General features: G+C 68.5%; 19 protein-coding genes. 5 read left to right on the top strand and 14 right to left on the bottom strand.

Features of this window, described 5'->3' with window-relative positions; genetic code table 11:
* The first annotated feature begins 102 nt into the window (after nt 1–102).
* Nucleotides 103–345, top strand: a complete 243-nt coding sequence (locus M5C96_RS05195; RefSeq protein ID WP_272567642.1) for a hypothetical protein — start codon at nt 103–105, stop codon at nt 343–345.
* Here M5C96_RS05195 and M5C96_RS05190 read toward each other — a convergent pair.
* Both M5C96_RS05190 and M5C96_RS05185 read right to left on the bottom strand, forming a co-directional pair.
* Entirely contained in the window at nt 342–1,385 is a 1,044-nt protein-coding gene (locus M5C96_RS05190) for a M28 family peptidase (RefSeq protein ID WP_272567640.1), read from the bottom strand. The genes M5C96_RS05195 and M5C96_RS05190 overlap by 4 nt on opposite strands.
* A 130-nt stretch (nt 1,386–1,515) precedes the next feature.
* The gene (locus M5C96_RS05185) at nt 1,516–2,838 is read right to left on the bottom strand and encodes an MFS transporter (protein WP_272567639.1); all 1,323 of its coding nucleotides are present in this window, start codon (nt 2,836–2,838) and stop codon (nt 1,516–1,518) included.
* Between the two features lie 300 nt (nt 2,839–3,138).
* Here M5C96_RS05185 and M5C96_RS05180 point away from each other — a divergent pair, with 300 nt between their 5' ends.
* Nucleotides 3,139–4,296 (top strand): S1C family serine protease, encoded by a 1,158-nt coding sequence (locus M5C96_RS05180; RefSeq protein WP_272567637.1) that lies wholly within the window; start codon nt 3,139–3,141, stop codon nt 4,294–4,296.
* A gap of 305 nt (nt 4,297–4,601) precedes the next feature.
* On the opposite strand, the gene tatC is transcribed toward M5C96_RS05180, so the two are convergent.
* From tatC to M5C96_RS05125, 11 genes are all read right to left on the bottom strand, one after another.
* On the bottom strand, nt 4,602–5,393 hold the full coding sequence (gene tatC, locus M5C96_RS05175) for a twin-arginine translocase subunit TatC (RefSeq protein ID WP_272567636.1): 792 nt from the start codon (nt 5,391–5,393) through the stop codon (nt 4,602–4,604).
* Nucleotides 5,394–5,450: 57 nt separating this feature from the next.
* On the bottom strand, nt 5,451–5,942 hold the full coding sequence (gene tatB, locus M5C96_RS05170) for a Sec-independent protein translocase protein TatB (RefSeq protein WP_272567635.1): 492 nt from the start codon (nt 5,940–5,942) through the stop codon (nt 5,451–5,453).
* A gap of 21 nt (nt 5,943–5,963) precedes the next feature.
* On the bottom strand, nt 5,964–6,212 hold the full coding sequence (gene tatA / locus M5C96_RS05165; RefSeq protein ID WP_272567634.1) for a Sec-independent protein translocase subunit TatA: 249 nt from the start codon (nt 6,210–6,212) through the stop codon (nt 5,964–5,966).
* Between the two features lie 104 nt (nt 6,213–6,316).
* Entirely contained in the window at nt 6,317–6,676 is a 360-nt protein-coding gene (locus tag M5C96_RS05160; RefSeq protein WP_272567632.1) for a histidine triad nucleotide-binding protein, read from the bottom strand.
* A gap of 53 nt (nt 6,677–6,729) precedes the next feature.
* The gene (locus tag M5C96_RS05155; protein WP_272567630.1) at nt 6,730–7,764 is read right to left on the bottom strand and encodes a patatin-like phospholipase family protein; all 1,035 of its coding nucleotides are present in this window, start codon (nt 7,762–7,764) and stop codon (nt 6,730–6,732) included.
* A complete protein-coding gene (locus M5C96_RS05150) occupies nt 7,757–8,140 on the bottom strand; it encodes a DUF4870 family protein (RefSeq protein ID WP_272567628.1) in 384 nt (127 codons plus the stop codon). The genes M5C96_RS05155 and M5C96_RS05150 overlap by 8 nt, the downstream gene beginning before the upstream one ends.
* The gene (locus M5C96_RS05145; protein ID WP_272567627.1) at nt 8,137–8,556 is read right to left on the bottom strand and encodes a phosphoribosyl-ATP diphosphatase; all 420 of its coding nucleotides are present in this window, start codon (nt 8,554–8,556) and stop codon (nt 8,137–8,139) included. Before M5C96_RS05145 ends, M5C96_RS05150 begins: the two co-directional genes overlap by 4 nt.
* An 11-nt stretch (nt 8,557–8,567) precedes the next feature.
* On the bottom strand, nt 8,568–8,957 hold the full coding sequence (hisI, locus tag M5C96_RS05140; RefSeq protein WP_272567626.1) for a phosphoribosyl-AMP cyclohydrolase: 390 nt from the start codon (nt 8,955–8,957) through the stop codon (nt 8,568–8,570).
* A gap of 122 nt (nt 8,958–9,079) precedes the next feature.
* Nucleotides 9,080–9,682 carry a hypothetical protein gene (locus M5C96_RS05135; RefSeq protein ID WP_272567625.1) on the bottom strand — a complete coding sequence of 201 codons (603 nt, stop codon included), beginning with the start codon at nt 9,680–9,682 and terminating at the stop codon, nt 9,080–9,082.
* Nucleotides 9,679–10,458 carry an imidazole glycerol phosphate synthase subunit HisF gene (gene hisF / locus M5C96_RS05130; protein WP_272551361.1) on the bottom strand — a complete coding sequence of 260 codons (780 nt, stop codon included), beginning with the start codon at nt 10,456–10,458 and terminating at the stop codon, nt 9,679–9,681. Before hisF ends, M5C96_RS05135 begins: the two co-directional genes overlap by 4 nt.
* Nucleotides 10,459–10,494: 36 nt before the next feature.
* Nucleotides 10,495–11,376: a D-hexose-6-phosphate mutarotase gene (locus M5C96_RS05125; protein WP_272567624.1), complete on the bottom strand. Its 882-nt coding sequence runs from the start codon at nt 11,374–11,376 to the stop codon at nt 10,495–10,497.
* A 151-nt stretch (nt 11,377–11,527) separates the two neighbouring features.
* Between M5C96_RS05125 and M5C96_RS05120 the strand changes: the two genes are divergently transcribed.
* Nucleotides 11,528–12,856, top strand: coding sequence for a dicarboxylate/amino acid:cation symporter (locus M5C96_RS05120; RefSeq protein WP_272567623.1), 1,329 nt, complete (start codon nt 11,528–11,530; stop codon nt 12,854–12,856).
* An 11-nt stretch (nt 12,857–12,867) separates the two neighbouring features.
* Here the strand turns inward: M5C96_RS05120 and galE are convergent, their stop codons facing one another.
* On the bottom strand, nt 12,868–13,875 hold the full coding sequence (galE, locus tag M5C96_RS05115; RefSeq protein ID WP_272567622.1) for a UDP-glucose 4-epimerase GalE: 1,008 nt from the start codon (nt 13,873–13,875) through the stop codon (nt 12,868–12,870).
* A 362-nt stretch (nt 13,876–14,237) separates the two neighbouring features.
* Here galE and M5C96_RS05110 point away from each other — a divergent pair, with 362 nt between their 5' ends.
* Nucleotides 14,238–17,096, top strand: a complete 2,859-nt coding sequence (locus M5C96_RS05110) for a bifunctional glycoside hydrolase 114/ polysaccharide deacetylase family protein (protein WP_442867360.1) — start codon at nt 14,238–14,240, stop codon at nt 17,094–17,096.
* Complete coding sequence (locus tag M5C96_RS05105; protein WP_272567620.1) at nt 17,032–21,081, top strand: tetratricopeptide repeat protein; 4,050 nt, start codon at nt 17,032–17,034, stop codon at nt 21,079–21,081. The genes M5C96_RS05110 and M5C96_RS05105 overlap by 65 nt, the downstream gene beginning before the upstream one ends.
* Nucleotides 21,082–21,101 lie beyond the last annotated feature (20 nt).

Below are 21,101 nucleotides of genomic sequence, written 5' to 3'. Positions count from 1 at the left end.
CCCGTGGGACAAAATGCCCAGCGCGACGGCCCAACAGGCGCCCCACCCGTTCGCTACGATCAAGGGCCGTTGCGCCACGCAACCAGCAAGAGATACCCCAAGATGGATTGGTTCCCGATAGTCTTCATCGCATTCAAAGTGATCGTGCTCGGCACGGGCATGTTTCTGGCCATCAAGTGGCACCACGATCAGGGGAAGAAGCATCGAGACAAAACCGGCGGACCCCATGCGCCCGCCGAACACATCCCCTTGGGAAATGCGGAAGGCGCGCCCCTGCAAAGCGTAGAGCCCGTGGCTTCCAAGGCACACGAGCGCGAAGCAGGCCGGTCGCGGCCTGCGTCCTAATCGTCTGCGGCCAAGCCTCGTACAACGGGGAGCAGGCCCGAGACCACGCGCGCCAAACTGTCGAAATCGACCTGGTCCGGCGTGTCCTGGTCGGTGTGATAGTAGGGGTACCGGTACGGAGCCGTGTCCGTCACCATCAATGCTGGCATGCCCTCGTTCAGGTAGGCGGCATGGTCGGAAAAATCGACGCCTGGCACGAAACGAGGTGCAGCGATCCCCTCGGACGGAAAAGCGGCGTGCGCCCGAAACGACTGGACGACCCGACGAACAAGCCGCCAGTCGGCAGTGGTTGCGACGAAGCCGATGAAGTCACCTCGACTGGGAAAAAACAGGTTGAGCGGCCAGGGATACCTTTGAGAACCTGACTCTTCAGAAAAGTACCCCATCGTTTCCAGCGACAACATGGCCTTGACCTTGATGCCCTGCGATACCAATCCTTTCGCGTGAACGACGCTCCCCATCTGTGGAGTACGAAAGAACGGGGGCTCTTCATTGGTGTACAGGACCAACACGATGTCTGACTTTGCGGTTTCAGCACCGCCTCTCAATCTTTTGGCCAGTTCCAACAGCGCTGCGGCGCCGGTCCCGTTGTCATTGGCCCCAGGGCTGCCTTGGGCCGAATCGTAGTGTGCACCAACGACCAGGGCGCTACGGCCCGGCGACCGCTTGCTGGGAATGGTGACTTCCAAATTGCGCATGGCCTTGCCAGCGACGGTGAATTCTTCGCGCCGCACCACGAAGCCGGAAGCCACCAGCTCGGATTCGAGGTATGCGCAGGCTGCCTCCAACGCTTCGTGATGCCGGTGGTTGTGCTCCGTGGACGCGATGGCCGTCACGTGTTGGCGCAGCCGGATGGAAAGCTCCCGCTCTTGAGCGCTCAAAGCGGGAAGCGGTCCCCGATGCGAGTTTCCCGGCATGGTTGTGATGGCTGCAACACCAGCCAGCAGGCCGAACAAGACCAAAAGCAAGGCGCCGCAAATTCGCAGCAGGCTTTGAAAAACTTTTTTCAATGCAAATTCCTGGGCGACAAGCGATTCCATTGAAATGGGCCTGGGCGTGTCAGGTCATGGCCGAAAACCGCATCCCGGAAATCTTGGCGCCAGCCTCCTTCTGCCCGATGTCCCCTGGGCAGCGGCTGGCCCCGTTCAAAAAACAGCGCCTTCGTTCCAATCACCCCCGCGTCGCAGGCTGCCAGCCGCGCGAAGCCAGCGGCACGAAGCCCAGCGCGAACCCCAGGACGCCCATGGCCGCCACGTAGTGGGCATTGGCCAGCACGTCATGCTGCTGCCACAGCGTGATGAGGATGGGCGTGATGCCGCCGAACACCGCGTAGGCCATGTTGTACGAGAAGGACAACCCGGTGAAGCGCACCTCGGGCGGGAAGGCCCGCACGCCCACGATCGGCAGCAGCGCGATCGAGCCGACGAACAAACCGATCAGGCCATAGTGGAAGACCAGGGAGGCCGGCGTGCCGGGCAGGCCGGTGTAGAACAGGTAGGTGGTGACCACCAGCCCGCCCCATCCGACCAGCATGACCGGGCGGGTGCCGAAGCGGTCGGTGGCCCAGCCGACGATCACGCAGCCGATGGTGAGCGTGAGCGTAGCGACCGCGTTGGCCTCCAGCGCCAGCGTGGCGGGAATGTGGAACACCTTCTGCAGGTAGGTCGGCGTGATGAGCACCACGACCACGATGGCGGTGGACAGCACCCAGGTCATCAACGCCACCAGCAGCATCGCGCCGCGGTGCTCGCGCAGCACGGTCTTCACGGGCAGTTCGCGCGCCACGGCGCGGCGGGCCGCCAGTTCCTGGAACACGGGCGTCTCGTGCAGGAAGCGCCGCAGATACACCGACACCAGGCCGAACACGCCGCCCAGGATGAACGGAATGCGCCAGGCGAATTCCTGCACCTCGGCGGGCGCGTAGCTGCGGTTGATGCCGATCGCCACCAGCGAGCCGAGGAGGATGCCGCCCGTGATGCCGGCCGTGAGCGTGCCCACGCCCAGGCCGTAGCGGTTGGCGGGCACGTGCTCAGCCACGAACACCCAGGCCCCGGGCATCTCGCCGCCGATGGCCGCGCCCTGCAGCACGCGCATGGCCAGCAGCAGCAGCGGCGCCGCCACGCCGATGCTGGCGTAGGTGGGCAGCAGGCCGATGACCAGCGTGGGCACGGCCATCAGGAAGATCGACAGCGTGAACATGCGCTTGCGGCCCAGCTTGTCGCCGAAGTGGGCAATGATGATGCCGCCCACGGGGCGCGCCAGGTAGCCTGCGGCGAAGATGCCGAAGGTCTGCAGCTGGCGCAGCCAGTCGGGCATGTCGGCCGGGAAGAACAGCCCGCCCAGCACGGCGGCGAAGAAGACGTAGATGACGAAGTCGTAGAACTCGAGCGTGCCGCCCAGGGCGGACAGGCCCAGCGTCTGGTAGTCGTGGCGGGTGAGCGGGCGGCGGGGCGCAGCGGCCAGGGCGCCAGCGGCGGGGGAAGGAGAAGTCATGGGCAGGTTCCGGAGAGATCGATGGCGGGACTGCGCGGCACCGCGGGCGCGGTGCGCGGCCGACGTTCAGCAGGCATTCCGGATGGGGCGTGTTGCAGGCGGCGGGGCCGGTGGGCCGGGCCGCGCGGGGAGAACGGGACGGGGGGTGCGGTGGCAGTCGCTGCGGCATTTTAAGGGTTTGCCCTGAGCGGCGCCCCCATGGGGCTGACCCCGGGCTGACGGGCCGGGGGCCTTGTTCGCCCAAGGTCCGGCCCAAACTGGCGACAATCGCCCTTCCCCCGGTTTTCTTCCCTGCCCACCATGAAGCGCTTTTGGCTGCTGTTTTCCCAGACCGTGACGGTGCTCGTCGCGGCCTACTTCGTCGTCGCCACCCTCCAGCCGGACTGGCTGCGGCGCGGCGCGACCCGTAGCGGCGCGGGGGTGGCGCTCATCGAAGCCCCCAGCACCCCGGCCGCACCCCCCGCCCCCGGCAGCTTCGCCGCCGCGGCGCGCAAGGCCGCGCCGGCGGTGGTCAGCATCAACACCAGCAAGGCCGCCGTGCGCCACCCGCGCAGCAACGACCCGTGGTTCCAGTTCTTCTTCGGCGACCAGGGCACGCAGCAGGCGCAGACCGGACTGGGCAGCGGCGTGATCATCAGCCCGGACGGCTACATCCTGACCAACAACCACGTGGTCGAGGGCGCGGACGAGATCGAGGTCACCCTGACCGACAGCCGCCGCACGCGCGCCACCGTGATCGGCACCGACCCGGACACCGACCTGGCCATCCTGAAGGTGCAGCTGGACAAGCTGCCCGTGATCGTGCTGGGCAACTCCGACCAGCTCGCCGTGGGCGACCACGTGCTGGCCATCGGCAACCCGTTCGGCGTGGGGCAGACGGTCACCAGCGGCATCGTGAGCGCGCTGGGCCGCAGCCAGTTGGGCATCAACACGTTCGAGAACTTCATCCAGACCGACGCGGCCATCAACCCCGGCAATTCGGGCGGCGCGCTGGTGGACGTGAACGGCAACCTGATGGGCATCAACACCGCCATCTACTCGCGCTCGGGTGGCAGCATGGGCATCGGCTTCGCCATTCCCGTGTCCACCGCCAAGCTGGTGCTGGACGGCATCGTGAAGGACGGGCAGGTCACGCGCGGCTGGATCGGCGTGGAGCCGAACGAGCTGTCGCCCGAACTGGCGCAGACCTTCGGCGTGAAGGCCTCCGAGGGCGTGATCATCACCGGCGTGCTGCAGGACGGCCCCGCCGCCCGCGCCGGCATGCGACCGGGCGACGTGATCGTGCAGGTGCAGGACAAGCCGACCGCCAGCGTCTCCGCCTTGCTGACCGCCGTGGCCTCGCTCAAGCCCGGCACGCCCGCCACGTTCCAGCTGCAGCGCGGCGATTCGCAGGTGGAGCTGGAGGTGGTGCCCGGAACCCGGCCCCGGCCGCAGCGGGCACCTCAGCCACAGCGTTGAAGAGGCGTTGTCCCGGGGGCTCCGCCGCGGGACACGATTGAAACGGATGGGTGATGGATGGGCCTTGCGGGCGGCCCATGGGTAGCGCCGTGGTCTTGAAGGCTCGCCGGCGCGACGTGAACATCCGGCGCGGATCAGGCCATCGAACAGGCCGTGGAGCGCACTGCAGGCAACCCCTGGCGCGGCATCAGCGCCGGCATGAAGAATCGATCACCCGATCACGCCCTGCCATCGGCGATGCGACCGGACGGCAGCGCGCAAGGGCAAGGCACGCCGCGCAGGCGTTGCCCAGCCCAAGTCCAATGTCAGGTGGGTTCCTGCGCCTGTTCGTCCTCGGGCGCCTTGGTGTGGCGGATGAAGAGTTGCGCCGCCCAGATGCCCAGCTCGTAGAGCAGGCACATCGGCACGGCCAGGGCCAGCTGGGACACCACGTCGGGCGGGGTGACCACGGCGGCGATGATGAAGGCCAGCACAATGAAATAGCCGCGAAAGCCCTTGAGCTTTTCCACGCTGACTAGCCCCATGCGCGCCAGCACGATCACGACGATCGGCACCTCGAACGACAGGCCGAACGCGAGGAACATGGTGAGCACGAAGCTCAGGTACGCTTCGATGTCAGGCGCGGCGGTGATGCTCTTGGGCGCGAAGCCCTGGATGAAGGCGAACACCTGCCCGAACACGAAGAAGTAGCAGAACGCCACGCCCACCAGGAACAGCAGCGTGCTGGAGACCACCAGAGGCAGCACCAGCTTCTTCTCATGCGAATACAGGCCCGGCGCCACGAAGGCCCACACCTGCCACAGCACCACGGGCAGTGCCAGCAGGAAGGCCGACATCAGCAAAATCTTGAGCGGCACCATGAACGGCGAGATCACCGAGGTGGCGATCAGCGTGGCGCCCTTGGGCAGGTGCGCCACCAGGGGCGCGGCCAGCAGGTCGTAGAGCGCGCCCGGGCCGGGGTACAGGAACAGGATGCCCGCGGCGATGCCGATGGCGATCAGCGCCTTGACCAGGCGGTCGCGCAGCTCCATGAGGTGCTGCACGAACGGCTGTTCGGTGCCGGCCAGCTCGTCTTCTTTAGTGGGGGTTTCGGACATGGTGCAGGAGGGGCGGGCATTGCACCCGCGCGGGTGGCTGCGCGGGGTGCGCAGCCATCAATGGAATTTCTGGGGCCGAAAGCGGGCCACGCGCGCCGCACCCGACTGGGCCTTGGTGCGCACGCCGCTGCGGGCTTTGTACCACTGCGGCGTGGCGCCCCGCTTGAGGCGCCAGTTCTTGCCGGGGTGCTTGTACGCGGGCACCACGCTGGCGTCGCCGGCCGCATCGTACGACACACCGGTGTCGGTGCCCGTGCCGGACGCGGTGCCGGAAAAGTCGTTGTTCCAGTCTTTCTCGAAGTCGCTGGCGCTGGTGTGGATGCTCTGGTGCACGTCGCGTGCGGCACCTTCCATCGTTTCCTTCATCTTGCGCAGCTCGTCCAGTTCCATGGAACGGTTGACCTCGGACTTCACGTCGGCCACGTAGCGCTGCGCCTTGCCCAGCAGCGTGCCGACGGTGCGCGCCACGCGCGGCAGCTTCTCGGGGCCGATGACGATCAGCGCCACGGCGCCGATCAGCGCCATTTTGGACAGGCCAATATCAATCATGGAAGCAGGGGCGGCAGGGCTTTAGCCCTTGTGCTTGGCTTCGACGTCGATGGTGGTGCCCTTGGGGTCGGCAGCGGTGTGGTTGACGACTTGGCCCGCAGGGGGCGTGGACGGCGGCACATCGCTCGCGGAGCCGTCCTTCATGCCGTCCTTGAACCCCTTGACGGCGCCGCCCAGGTCGGAGCCCATGTTCTTGAGCTTCTTCGTGCCGAACACCATCACCACGATCAGCAGCACGATCAGCCAGTGCCAGATGGAAAACGAACCCATGTCAATCTCCTAACGAATACGGACCATTCTAGACCCGCCGCATGACGGGGAAGTTCATATCCCTGCGGCGCCCAGGCTCCACGGCCTTTCCTGCGTCCGCCGGTTCAGCCCTTGAGCCAGGGTCGGGGGCCGCCCATCACGTGAACGTGCAGGTGGTGCACTTCCTGACCGCCCTCGGTGCCCGTGTTCACCACGATGCGGAAACCGCCTTCGGGATAGGGATTGCAGCCCTGTTCCAGCGCCAAGCGCGGGGCCAGCGCCATCATGCGGCCCAGCACGCCGGCATGGGCCTCGGTCACGCCGGCCATGGAGTGCACATGCTCCTTGGGCACCATCAAAAAATGCACGGGCGCCCAGGGGTGGATGTCGTGAAAGGCGAAGATGTCTTCGTCCTCATACACCTTCCTGGAGGGAATCTGGCCCGCGATGATCTTGCAGAAAAGGCAGTTCGGATCGTGCTGCATGGAGGGAGGGTGGAGTGGAACTGGAAAAACGGGGCTTGGCTGGAGGCGCCGGGTCAGGCATTGTCGGCCATGTTCACCGTGGGACGCACGCCGACATCGGCCTGGTGGGCCTGGATCCAGCCCTGCCCCGCGGTGCGGCCCAGCTCGAACAACTGGCGGATGAACGGCAGGTCCGCGCGCGTCTTGCTGGAGGCGCCAAAGCCCGCCAGCAGCGAGCCGCCGTCGATGCGGTGCATGCGCACGCTCTTGTAGCGCCGCGCATCCAGCTTGCCCTCGGCCAGCAGGCGCCGCACGAACTCGATGGCGCGCATCTCGCCCAGCAGGCTGGCGTTGAAGGTGACCTCGTTCATGCGCTCCATGATCTCGGAGGCGGTGTCGGGCACCTCGGCATGCTCGATGGGGTTGATCTGCACCAGCAGGACGTCGCTGCACTCGGTGTTGTAGATCAGCGGGTACAAGGCCGGGTTGCCGGAGTAGCCGCCGTCCCAGTAGTGCTGGTCGCCGATCTGCACGGCCTTGAACAGGAGGGGCAGGCAGGCCGAGGCCATGACGGCATCGGCGCTCAGGGCCTTGCCGGAGAAGATCTCGCCGCGCCCGGTGCGCACGTTGGTGGCGCACACGAAGACGCGCGGGTGGCGCGCGGCGCTCAGCACGTCGAAGTCCACCTCGCGCTCCAGCAGGCGGCGCAGCGGGTTGATGTCCAGCGGGTTCGTCTGGTAGGGCGAGAGCCACTGCGTCATCATGCCCATGAAGGGGCTGGAGGCCAGCGGCACGCCCCACAGCAGGCTGCCCATGGCGCCCACGCCCTCCCACAGCCGCCGCAGCGTGGCGCGCGCCGCCTCGCAGCCGGCGCGGTGCGCCGCGTCGGCGCTGGCATGCCGGTGGGCCTTGGCGGCCTGCGCGAAGCCGTGGGCCAGGGCCACCGCGTTCATGGCGCCGGCGCTCGTGCCGCTGATGCCGTCCAGCGTGAAACGCCCGTCTTCCAGCAGCGCATCGAGCACGCCCCAGGTCAGCGCCCCGTGCGAGCCGCCGCCCTGCAGGGCGAGGTTGAGCCGCCGCGGCGCTGCGGGGGCCGCTGCTTCAGGCATCGATCGCCTGGCCCTTGTTCATCGCCACCATGCCGCGCACGATGCGGTACAGGAACCAGATGGAGATCAGGCCCCAGGCGATCCAGCCCGGCGCGATGAACAGCAGCCACAGCGGCGCGGTCACCACGTAGAGCACGCCGGCCCAGAGGACGGTGCGGATGCGGTACGAGAAATGGCTGGCCTGCCAGGTGCCTTCGGCATCGCTTTTCTTGACCAGGTCGATGACCAGGGCGATGACCAGCAGCAGCGCCCCCGGCTGCGCGCCGGGGATGACGGCGCCCACGGCGACGATCAGGTGCAGGAAATAGCTGATCCAACCCACGGTCTTGAGCGATTCGGCCCGCTCGTTCGGCTCCACGTCGATGATGTCGCTCACGCGTTGGCTCCTTCGTCGTTGGCGCGGGCCAGGGCCTTGCGCAGGGATTTTTCCTCGATGCCGCTGGTGCCCTCGCGGCGCTCCAGCTCGGCCACCACGTCGGCCGGGGTCAGGCCGTAGTGCGCGAGGGCGATCATGGAATGAAACCACAGGTCGGCCACTTCGTACACCAGCTTGGATGGGTGGGCGCCATGGTCCACGTCCTTGGCGGCCATGACGACCTCGGTGGCTTCCTCGCCGATCTTCTTGAGGAAGGCGTCCGGCCCCTTGTGCAGCAGCCGCGCCACGTAGCTCTTGTCGGCATCGCCGCCGTGGGCGGGCTTGCGGCTTTCGATCACGGCGGCCAGCCGCGCGAGCGCGTCTTCGGACGGGCGGGCCTGCGGAGCAGCCGGGACGTCGGTGAGGGGAATGGTCATGGGCATTGCCGTTATTTGTAGATGGACTCGGGGTCTTTCAAGACCGGATCGACCGCCTGCCAGGCGCCGTCCTTGAGCACGCTGAAAAAACAGCTGTGGCGGCCGGTGTGGCAGGCGATGCCCGGCTCGTGGCCGAGCTGCGTCACCTTGAGCAGCACCACGTCGTTGTCGCAGTCCAGGCGGATCTCGTGCACCGTCTGCACGTGGCCCGACTCCTCGCCCTTGAACCACAGCTTGCCGCGCGAGCGGCTGAAATACACCGCGCGCCCCAGTTCGGCCGTCTTGGCCAGGGCCTCGCGGTCCATCCACGCGAACATGAGCACATCGCCCGTGGCCGCCTCCTGCGCGATGGCGGGCACCAGGCACTGCGCATCCCATTTCACTTCGTCGAGCCAGTTCATGGAGTCATTCTCGGTCATTTGCTGCACTGCGGGAAAGGCATGATTTGCTATTATTTTAATAGCATAACGCCCTAGTATCGATTGTTCCGAAGGCCATTTTCATGCAAAAAAGCATGCGGGCCTCACTGCACCGACAGGAACACCCATTTGCGGTCCCAGTTCGTGCGGCCCAGGTACTTGATGGCGAAGGCGTAGCGGCCGGGCGGCAGCGTGTCCTGCGTGAGCGTCTCCTGCTGCACCACGGCCGGGCGGCCGCCGATGCGCACGTCGGGGCTGGCGACGTGCTCGGTCTCGCTCTCCAGGTTCTGCCCGTCGAGGGCGTACACCGTCACGTCGGCCTCCTCGCGGGGCTCGCCGACATGGGCACGCCCGAACGCGTTGGCGAACGTTTCCACATCGAGCGCCGCGGCCCTGCCCAGGGGGCGGCGCACGGTCCAGTACACGTCGCGCACGCCGCCGTCGAGGGCGCGCAGCTGCGCCCGCAGGCGTTCGAACTCCTCGCGCGTGGCGATCACCTCCACCGGCTGGCCGCCGATGGTGGCGTCGAAGCAGCGGCCGATGCGGTCGGCGCAAGGCGCGCGGTCGAAGTAGCCCGAGGCATAGGACGGCGCCGGCGTGCTGCCCGCAGAGCGCGAACCCTGCGCGCAGCCTGCCAGCACGGCGGCGAAAAGGACCGTGCAGATCCCCGCCGCGAGGCGGGCGCGGCCCCGGGTGCGGCCCGTCACAGCCGCACCGGAATGCCCCGCTCGGCCATGCGCGCCTTCGCCTGGCCGACGGTGTATTCGCCGTAGTGGAAGATGCTGGCGGCCAGCACGGCATCGGCCCCGCCCTGCTGCACGCCGTCGGCCAGGTGGTCGAGGTTGCCCACCCCGCCCGAGGCGATCACCGGCACGCTGACCGCGTCGCTCACCGCGCGGGTGAGCTGCAGGTCGAAGCCGGACTTGGTGCCGTCGCGGTCCATGCTGGTGAGCAGGATCTCGCCCGCGCCGCGCCGCGCCATCTCGGTGGCCCATTGCAAAACGTCCAGCCCGGTGTTCTTGCGCCCGCCGTGGCTGTACACGTCCCAGCCCTCGCCCCGCGCCTGCAGGTCCTCGCCCTGGCGGCGCTTGGCATCGATGGCCACGACGATGCACTGCGCGCCGTACTTGGCCGAGGCGGCGCTGATGACATCCGGGTTGGCGATGGCGGCGGAGTTGAAGCTCGTTTTGTCGGCGCCCGCGTTCAGCAGGCGGCGCACGTCTTCCACCGTGCGCACGCCCCCGCCCACGGTGAGCGGAATGAAGACCTGGCTGGCCACGGCCTCGATGATGTGCAGGATGAGGTCGCGCCCGTCGCTGGTGGCGGTGATGTCCAGGAAGGTCAGCTCGTCGGCGCCCTGGCCGTTGTAGCGTGCGGCGATCTCGACGGGGTCGCCCGCGTCGCGCAGTTCGAGGAAGTTGACGCCCTTGACCACGCGACCGCCGGTCACGTCGAGGCAGGGAATGATGCGTTTGGCAAGCATGGGAGGTCCGAAGAAAGAAACGGGTGAAGGGGCGGCTCAGCCGGCCCCCAGGCGCTGCCAGCCCGACCAGCCGGCGCCGGGCGCCAGGTGCATGGGATGGTCGATGCAGGCGGCTTCCACGCACACCATGTGCCGGTAGCCGTCGGGGGGCAGGTCGGCCAGCTTCGCGCACAGCGCGGCGCCGGGGTTCCAGACCACTGTGTTGCCCCAGGACGGGCTTTGCGCGAGGGTCAGCGCGTGGTCGCCCGCGTGCAGCCGCAGTGGCGCGGGCGCGGCCGAGAAGATGCAGTCGTATTCGCCGTCGAACGCCACGGGGCCCTGCTGCACCGAATGCACGTCGGCCACCGAATCCCAGCGGGCGCAGCCGTCGAGCCCCTCCACGCGGGTGGCGGCGATGTCGCTCACGCGGTAGTAGCCGTGCAGCGCGGCGGTGAAATCCCAGGGGGTGGTGCCGGTGTTGCGCACCGACAGGTCGAGCAAGAGGTGTTCGGCGGAGAGCACCACCGTGAGGCGCGCCGCGAAGCCGTGGGGCCACCAGGCCCGCGTCTCGGGCGTGTCGTCCAGCGCGAACACGGCGCGGGCCACGGGGCCATCGCTGCCGCTGTCGCCATCGGCCTCGCTGCGCTCCACCCGCCAGGGCAAGGTGCGCGCAAAGCCATGCTTGGCCAGCGGGCCGCGCTGGTTGAACTGGGGAAAGCACACGGGAACGCCCCCACGGATCGGCGCGTGCCCGTCCAGGACGGCGCGCGGGCTCAGGAAGAACCGCTCGGCGCCATCGCGGCCGGTCCAGGACAGTACCTGGGCGCCCTGCAGCGCGACGGTGGCGGTCTCGCCCGTCGGCAGCGCCAGCTGCAGCGCGGGCAGGCCATGGAAGGTCACGGAGCGCGCGGAGGGCGGCACGGGCGGAGTGGCGGTCATCCGGCGATTGTAGGAGCCCGCCACGCGCCGGGCAGGGGCGCGGGGCCGGTGGCAGGGCGGCGTCCCGCACGCAGCACAATCGCGGGTTTTCCCCAAATCGGTGCATCGCCGGCTCCCCATTTCGGGGCCCGCCGGCCGCGCCCTGTCACCCATGCAGCCCAAGAAAAGAAAGCTCCCGCCCGCGGTCGGCATCCTCGTCGCGATGGCGCTCGGCATCGTGATCGGCCACCTGATCCACGCCAACGTGCTCCAGCCGGAGGAAGCCGCGCGCATCGCGGGCTACATCTCCATCGCGTCGGACGTGTTCCTGCGACTCATCAAGATGCTGATCGCGCCGCTGGTGTTCTCCACCCTGGTGGTGGGCATCGCCCACATGGGCGATGCGTCGTCGGTGGGCCGGGTGTTCGCCAAGGCCATGGGGTGGTTCCTCACGGCATCGCTGGTGTCGCTGCTGCTGGGCCTGGTGCTGGCCAACGTGCTGCAGCCGGGCGCGAGCATGGGACTGGCGCTGCCGGATGCGGGGCAGTCCGCGCACCTGGCGACGTCCAAGTTCACGCTCAAGGACTTCGTGAACCATCTGGTCCCGCGCTCGTTCGTGGAGGCCATGGCCAACAACGAGATCCTGCAGATCGTGGTGTTCTCGATGTTCTTCGGCATCGCCCTGGCAGGCCTGGGCGAGAAAGCCCGCACGCTGGTGCGCGGCATCGAGGAGCTGTCGCACGTGATGCTCAAGATCACCGGCTACGTGATGAAGTTCGCCCCCGTGGCCGTGCTGGCGGCCATGGCCGCCACCGTGGCGGTGAACGGCCTGGGCATCCTGCTGAAGTTCGCCGTGTTCATGGGCGACTTCTACCTGGCGCTGGTGATCCTGTGGGCCGTGCTGATCCTGGCCGGCTACCTGGCCCTGGGCCGGCGCATCATCGTGCTGCTGCGCAACATCCGCGAGGCGTTCCTGCTGTCGTTCGCCACGGCCAGCTCGGAAGCGGCCTACCCCAAGCTGCTGGACGCGCTGGACCGGTTCGGCGTGAAGCGCCGCATCTCCAGCTTCGTGATGCCGATGGGCTACTCGTTCAACCTCGACGGCTCGATGATCTACTGCACGTTCGCCACGCTCTTCATCGCGCAGGCCTACGGCATCCACCTGCCGTTGGAGACGCAGGTGACCATGCTGCTGATCCTGATGCTGACCTCCAAGGGCATGGCGGGCGTGCCGCGCGCCTCGCTGGTGGTGATCGCCGCCACGCTCAACCACTTCAACATTCCCGAGGCCGGCCTGCTGCTGATCCTCGGGGTGGACACGTTCCTCGACATGGGCCGCTCGGCAACCAACGCGGTGGGCAATTCGATCGCCGCCGCGGTGGTGGCCAAGTGGGAAGGCGCACTGCTGTCCGAGGAAGAGGCGGCCGTGCACGCCGCCACGCTGGACACCGAGCCCGATGCGCCGCGCGGCGACGGCGTCCCGGCCCAAGCGCCGGCCTGAGACGCGGCGCGTCAGAGCGTGCGCGCCGCCCCGTCCTGCCAGCGCCAGGCGTCGGCGCACATGCGGTCCAGGCCGTGGTGGGCCTTCCAGCCGAGCAGTTGCTCGGCCAGCGCCGGGTCGGCCCAGCACTGGGCCACATCGCCCGGCCGGCGCGCCACCACGCGGTAGGGCACCAGGCGGCCGCTCGCGCGCTCGAAGCCGCGCACCATCTCCAGCACCGACACGGGCCGGCCCGTCCCCAGGTTCACGGTGAGCAGGCCGGGGTGCTCGCGCAGGTAGCGCAGCGCCGCCACGTGGCCGTCGGCCAGGTCGCACACGTGGATGTAGTCGCGCACGCCCGTGCCGTCGGGGGTGGGGTAGTCGTCGCCGTAGACGCTCAGGCTCTCGCGCATGCCGACGGCGACCTGGGCCACGTAGGGCAGCAGGTTGTTGGGCACGTCCTGCGGGTCTTCGCCGATCAGGCCGCTCTCATGGGCGCCCACGGGGTTGAAGTAGCGCAGCCGCGCGATGCGCCACTGGCCGGGCTCGGCCGCATCCACGTCGGCCAGCACCTGCTCCATCATGAGCTTGGTCCAGCCGTAGGGATTGGTGGCCGACAGGGGGAAATCCTCGCGGATCGGCACCGAGGCCGGTTCGCCGTACACCGTGGCCGACGAGGAGAACACCAGCGACCGCACCCCCGCCTTCTGCATGGCCCGCAGCAGCACCACGGTGCCGGCCACGTTGTTGTCGTAGTACGCGAGCGGCTGGCGCACCGACTCGCCCACCGCCTTGAGCGCCGCGAAATGCACCACGGCCTCGATGGGGTGCTCGGCAAAGATGCGCGCCAGCAGGGCTTCGTCGCGCACGTCGCCCTCGATGCACTCGGGCGTCGCACCCGTGATGCGGGCCAGGCGGTCCAGCACCGAGCGGCGGCTGTTGCCGAAGTTGTCCAGGATGAGGTAGGGAATGCCGGCGGCTGCCAGCGCGACGCAAGTGTGGGAGCCGATGAAGCCGGCCCCGCCTGTGACGAGGATCACGAAATTTCTCCTTTTTTGAAACCGGATGCCCGAGCCCCGCGTACCGTTCCGGGCGCCGCGCGAAAGAAGTCGGCGGGAAAACACAAAACCCTGCCAGCCGTCAAGATGGGGAAATGGAGCCGTACTGGTATTTAACCCGGTGCGGAACTTCGGTGTGGAATATGCACATATGAAACCTATTGTTTCGATTGTTTTTCTTAATGCAGGGGTGTATCCGTCTCCCTTTTCCGCGCCAATGTGTCTATAAGTAGCAACATTCAATCGGAAGAGTCACCGCTTCCACGATGCCAGGCCCAATGATCCGAACGAGATCCCCTGCATCCGAACCGCTTCATCTTGTGCGTCCCCACCCTCGACCCATCGTGCCAACCACGCTTCGACTGTTGTTTTTAAGCCTATTCCTGGTGCTGCCGGCCTGGGCGTGGGCCGCTGCGCCGGCGGTGGCACTGCACTACGGTCCGGCCGCTCCGCTGTCGGAGCTGAAGGTGTTCGACATCGTGGTGGTCGAACCCGGCCATGGCCAGGACCCCGTGTCCTACCGCCAAAGCGGCAGCGAGCTGTATGCCTACGTCTCGGTGGCGGAGGTGCAGTCGTCCCGCCCCTACTACGGCGACATCCCCGCGGCATGGAAGCTGGCCCGCAACGGCGCCTGGAATTCCGAGGTGATCGACCAGACGCCAGCCGACTGGCCTGAGTTCTTCGCCTCCCGCGTGGTCGGCCCGCTGTGGCAAAGCGGCTACCGCGGCTTTTTCCTGGACACCCTCGACTCGTACCGGCTCACCAACCAGTTCGACGAGGCGGCGCAACAGGCCGGCATCGTCCGGGTGATCGAACTGCTGCACCAGCGCTTTCCGGGCATCAAGCTCATCCTGAACCGCGGCTTCGAGGTCGTGCCCCGGGTCAAGGACAAGATCCAGATGGTGGCGGCCGAGTCGCTCTACCAGGGCTGGAACGCCGGTGCCCAGCGCTACGAACCCGTCAAGGCGGAAGACCGCGAATGGCTGCTGGGCCAGTTGCGCACGATTCGCGAACGCGACGGCCTGCCGGTGCTGGCGATCGACTACGTGCCGCCCGCGGACCGCGAGCTGACGCGCGCCACGGCGCAAAAGATCAAGGACCTGGGCTTCATCCCCTGGGTGACGGACAGCCAGGTGCACACCGTCGGCATCGGCAGCATCGAGGTGGTGCCGCGGCGGGTGCTGGTGGTCTATTACGGCGGCGAAAGCCCGGCGCTGAACTACGCCGCAGCCCACCGCTTCCTGCAGATGCCGCTCAACCACATGGGCTACGTGGTGGACTATGCGGACGTGCGCAACGAACTGCCTGCCGGCGTGTATCAGGATCGCTATGCGGGCATCGTGACGTGGTTCTCCGGCTTCCTGCCCGAGACCCGCACCAAGGCGATGAACCAGTGGCTGCAGGCCCGGCTGGCCGAGCGCACGCCCCTGGCGGTGTTCGGCAACTTCGGCTTCGCGCTGGACCGCCAGCTCAACGACAAATTGGGCATCCAGGGCAATGCCTCGCCACCGCGCGGCACGCAAAAGCCCGTGGTCCAGGACCCGATGATGGGCTTCGAGATGGCAGTGGAGCCGGCGGCCCGGGCGCAGTTCGAGCCCGTCATGCGCAACGGCGTGCCGGTGCAGGCGGGCCGCTCCCTGGTGGAGTTCAAGGACCAGCGCGGCCAGTCCTTCGTCGGCGGCGCGATCATGCCCTGGGGCGGCTTCGTGATGGACCCCTTCGTCGTGGTGGAGGTGCCGGGCACCGACTACGCGCGCTGGGTGGTGGACCCCTTCGCCTTCCTCACGCAGGCGCTGCGCCTGCCACCTATTCCGGTGCCGGACGTGACCACCGAGAACGGCCGCCGACTGATGTTCTCGCACGTGGACGGCGACGGCTTCCCCTCCCTGGCCGAACTGCCGGGCAGCCCCAACGCCGGGCTGGTGCTGCTCAAGGAAGTGTTCGAGAAATACCGCAACGTGCCGCAGACCATGTCCGTGATCGAGGCCGAGATCGCGCCGCACGGCCTGCACCCGGAGATGAGCAAGGAACTGGAGGACATCGCGCGGCGCATGTTCCGCCTGCCCCACGTGGAGATCGCCAGCCACACCTACTCGCACCCGTTCCTGTGGGACCGCAGCGTGCGCCACGGCCTGTTCAGCGAGAACTCGGAAGCCGCCATGAGCCTGGACGTGCCCGGCTACACCATGGACCTGAAACGCGAGATCGTGGGCTCGACCGAATACATCAACACCCGGCTGGCGCCGCCGGACAAGAAGGTCAAGATCCTGCTGTGGTCGGGCGACACTGCGCCCGGCGCCGAGGCGCTGGAGATCACCGAACGCGCGGGCCTGCTCAACATGAACGGCGGCGACACGTCCATCACGCGCACCAACCCCTCGCTCACCGCGGTAGGGGCGCACGGCATCCAGAAGAACGGCTACCTGCAGGTGTACGCGCCCATCACCAACGAGAACATCTACACCAACCTGTGGCGCGGCCCCTACTACGGCTACGAGCAGGTGTTGCAGAGCTTCGAGATGACGGAAACGCCCCGCCGCATCAAGCCCGTGGACATCTACTACCACGTGTACTCCACCACCAAGCGCGCCGGCCTCAACGTGCTGCGCAAGGTGTACGACTGGGCGGTGGCCCAGCCGCTGCACCCGGTGTTCGCCTCGGAGTTCATCCGCAAGGTGCGCGACTTCCACACCTACGCGCTGGCGCGCGACGGCGCGGGCTGGCGCGTGCGCGGCGACGGCGAGCTGCGCACGCTGCGCCTGCCCCCGGCCCTCGGCACGCCGATGGTGCAGGCCAGCCAGGGCGTGGCGGGCTACCGCGCCGGTGCCGAGGGCACCTACGTGCACCTGACCGGCGGCGCGGCCTGGGTGCAGACCCGTGGCGCGGCGGCCGAAACCGGCGCCGCGGCGCCTGCGGCCACGGCCAGCACGCCCGCCGCGGTGGCCCAGGACCCTTACCTGTTCGATGCCAACGGCCGGCTCGGCGACTGGAACGTGCGCGACCAGGGCGCGCGCACCGAGTTCACGCTGAAGGCTTACGCCCCGCTCGCGTTCAGCGTGGCGGCGGCCGGCAACTGCCAGGTGCGCGCCAACCAGAAACTGCTCACCCCCACGCGGGCGGCCACTCCGGCCGGCCCGGATGTCCAACAATTCCGGATCGCCGATGCTGCTGCGCAAATCCAGCTCCAGTGCCCAGCCCGCTGAGCGCCCCGTCCTGGCGCCTTCGTGGCTGATCGCCCTGCTGGCCAGCATGGTCGGCGGGGGGCTGTGGCTGCTGTACCCCCGCCAGGATCTGGAGCGCCGGCTGTCCGAGACCACCGACATCGCGCTGTCGGTGGCCTACCTGACCAATCTGCTGCGCAGCGATCCCGACAACCCCCGCCTGCGCCTGCTGCTGGCGCAGCGCCAGATCGCCGTGGGCGAAATGGCGGACGCGCGGGCCACGCTGCAGCCCGCGCTGGATTCCAGCGACCCGGAACTGCACCGCGACGCGCTGTGGAGCCTGTGGGACCTGTCGTACGCCGAATACCAGCGCACGCCCGAGAAGGAAACCGAGCGCCGCAAAGCCCAGCGCGAGGGCCTCAAGCGCCAGCTCCAGGCCCTGGCCAAGGAAAAGTGGCCCGCCGACCGCCAATTGCTGCTGGCCCGCCGCGCGGCCGAAATGGAAGACCGCGCCACCGGCGTCGCCATGAGCCGCCAGCTGGCGCAAGAGGCCAAAGACCCGCGCGAGGCAGCGCGCCTGTACGAGCGGGCCGCCAAGGAAGCGCTGGGCACGGGTGACTACGCGGGCAGCGCCGAGCTGTACATGCTGGCGCGCCAGGTCACGCCCGACCCGGAACAGGCCAAGGCCTACTACTTGGCCGCCGTGCGCACGCTGCAGTCGGGCAACCAGCCCGTGGCCGCCCTGGCCCTGGCTGAGCGCGAGATCGGCCCCCTGGCCGACGACCCGCAGACGCTGCTCATGATCACCAACCTGGCCCGAGCCGCCGGCAAGCCGGCGGTGGCGGACCGCTATGTGCGGCGCCTGCTGCGCATCTCGCTCAGCCCGCCCTGGCCGGCACCGCCCAGCGCATTGGCCCAGGGCGACGATGCCGAAGCCATGCGGCCCGTGGGCGCCCTGCTGCGCCCCTTGACGAGCCCCGCTACAGCGGCCGCGCCGCTGCACCGGTACGACGATGGCGCCCACCTGATGGTGCCGCCGTGGCTGCGCCTGCAAGCACCCGACACCGTGCCCGCCGGACCCTGGCGCCTGCAGCGCATGGCACAGGCGGCAGAAGCCACGCCCGCAGCAACCGCCGCCGCACCGGCCACCCCTGCCGCGCGGCCCGCGCCGCGCAACGTGCCGCCGCCCGGCCTGCCTTTCGACGACAAGATCTACACGCTGGGCTACGAGGTGTTTCTCGAAAACCGCAAGCTGGACGACGCCTGGGCGCTGGCCAATGCCGCCGTGCAGCAGCAGCCGCAGAACCTGGCGTGGCGCGAGCGGCTGGCCCAGGTGTCCGAATGGACGCAGCGCCCCGCCCCAGCGCTGGAAAACTGGCTTTTCATCGCCCGGCAGACGCAGAAGGAAGCCGCCTGGCAGGCCGTGCTGCGCCTGGCGCCGGGGCAGTTCGACGACGGTGCCCTGGTGCTCGCCCTGCGCCACCAGCTGCGCAGCCGGCCCGACGACTTCAACCTGGTGCGCGCGCTGGTGGATGCCTATGAGCGCATCGGCGAACCGCAGCCCGCCATCGACTACCTGAAGGACCACGCCAAGAGCCCGCAGGCGGTGGAACTGCTGGCCAACCTCGCCGAACGCGCAGGCCAGCCCACCCTCGCGCTCGACAACTGGCGCCGCCTGCTGGCCGACAAGGCCCAGGTGACGCCCGCCCGCGCCATGCGCGCGGCCATCCTTGCCCTCACCCACGGCCGGCCCGACGAAGGCCTGAAGTGGCTGGAGACGGCCCAGCAGCAGCAATTGCCCGCGCAGGACATGGAGACCGACTTCTGGCGGCTCACGGGCCAACTGGCCGAAAGCCGCGAGCGCAACGACCTGGCCGTACAGGCCTACCGGCGCCTAGTGGAAACCAAGGGCACGGATGTGTCGGACTTCGACGCCCTGGTGCGCCTGCTCATCACCGACCAGCCGCTGGAGGCCGCGCGCGTGTCCGTGCTGGCCTGGCAGCGTTTCGACGAGCCACGCTACCTGGTCGAGGCCCTGGCGCTGTACTCGGGTCGCAGCCGGTGGGAGGCGTTCGGCCCCCTGCTCGCCCAGTTGGACGCGAGCCCCACGGCGACCCGGCGCTCGCTGGCGCGCTTTTGGCAGATTCCCGAGTTCCTGCGGCTGGCCGGCACCTACTACCAGAACACCGGCAACCTGCCCGAGGCGCGCCGGCACTTCGAAGCCGGCCTGCGGCTGAGCCCCGATTCGTCGGAGATGCGCCAGGCGCTGATGTGGCTATTCATCGACAGCAACGATGCCGTCTCGCTGCGCACCCTGCTGGCCACGCAGGAGCGCAGCTGGGCACGCGACAGCGATGTGCACGATGCGCTGGCGGCAGCCTACCAGGCCCTGTCGCTGCCGCAGGTGGCGCTGGACCGCTACCTCACGCCACACCTGCGGGAGCACCAGGACGACTTCCTGTGGCTCATGAACTACGCCGACGCGCTGGACCAGAACCAGCAGTCCGACCGCTCGTGGCGGCTGCGCCGCGAACTGCTGTCGCGCGAATGGAAATCGGTGCGCAAGGGCGACGGCGGCGTGCGCCTCACGCCCGCGCAGGCACGCCAGCGTTGGCTCACCGAAGAAGGCCTGGACCAGACCCGGCGCATCGCCCGCACCCGGCTGTTCCTCACGCAGCGGCCCGGTGACCCCTCGGTCGACGTGCTGCGCGAACTGCTGCGCCTGGACCGCGACGCCCAGGGCGGCATGTCCAACGCGGCGGCCGAGACGGCCATCGGCTGGCTGCAGGACGCCGGCGAATACACGGCCGAGCGCGGCTTCCTGTGGCACCAGTACGCCCGCAGCCGCGGCGTGCGCAGCAACCGCCCGCTGTGGGCCGAGATCACGGTCGCGCTGGCCGAAGACGACAAGGCCGCCACCGGCCAGCTGCTACAGGAGTTCGACGAACGCCTGCCCCGCTACGACCGCGTGAACGCGGCGCGCGCCGTGAACGACATCCGCCTCGCGCAGACCGCCGCCTTCGACGCCCAGCAGGACCAGCACGACGACCAGCCCCTGCACCTGCAACTCACCGAAAGCCTGCTGGCCTTCAGCGACCACGCGGGCACGAAGCTGCAGTTCCAGCAGCTGGGCGGCATGGACGAGAGCGAGGCCGACGCGGTGTTCCACATCGCCATCAGCCCGCGGCTGGCCATGGACGTGAACTTCATCAGCATCCGCCGGCATGCCACCAATGTCCTCGTGGTGCGCAACCCGCCCGACGAGCGTGCGCTGGACGTGCAGGTGCGCTGGCGCCATCCCGACGGCGAGACGATGTTCCGCGCCGGCCGCCGCGAGAGCTTTCTGGCCTACACGCCGCTGCAGGTCGAGCACGAGCAGCGCATCGACAACCGGCTGACCCTGCGCATGGAACTCGGCATGCAGCTGCCCAGCCAGGAAAGCCTGGCGCTGCGCATCGCCGGCATGAAGGACCGCGCCGGCGCCAGCCTGCGCTACCAGGCCACGCGGCAGGACCAGTTCACCATCGGCTATGCCGACGAGCGCTACACGCTGCAGACCGGCGCCTCGCTGGGCAGCGGCCGCCACACGTCGATCAACTACACGCACACCTACCGGCAGGAGACGCCGCTGCTGGAGTTCGGCGCGTTCTGGTCGCACCACGATTTTTCGCGGCGCGACCTGAACACGCTCGCACCGCGGGACCTGGAAGTGCGCCGCTACGTGCCCGTGAACGCCGGCCCGCTGGGGCAGGACTTCTTCCTGCCCGAGAGCTTCAGCTTCTATGGCCTGCAGGTGTCCACCAACATGCGCTACGAGCAGGAATACACGCGCGCCCTGCTGCCATTCGCCACGGCCAGCCGCACCTGGCACAGCGTGCTCGGCCCGGGCTACGAGCTGCGCCTGGGCATGGCCGGCAGCGTGCTCGGCTCCGACCACCTGGGCCTGAGCTGGGGCGTGGGCAAGTCGGGCCTGCAGCTGCAGGGCCTCACGCGCAGCCTGCTGTTCACCTACCGTCTCCATTTCTGATGTCGTCTCCAAAGGAATCC

The organism is Acidovorax sp. GBBC 1281 (assembly GCF_028473645.1).
Taxonomy (GTDB): Bacteria; Pseudomonadota; Gammaproteobacteria; order Burkholderiales; family Burkholderiaceae_C; genus Paracidovorax.
Note: the sequence above shows the minus strand (reverse complement) of the source record. Positions and strands in the feature narration are given on the sequence as shown.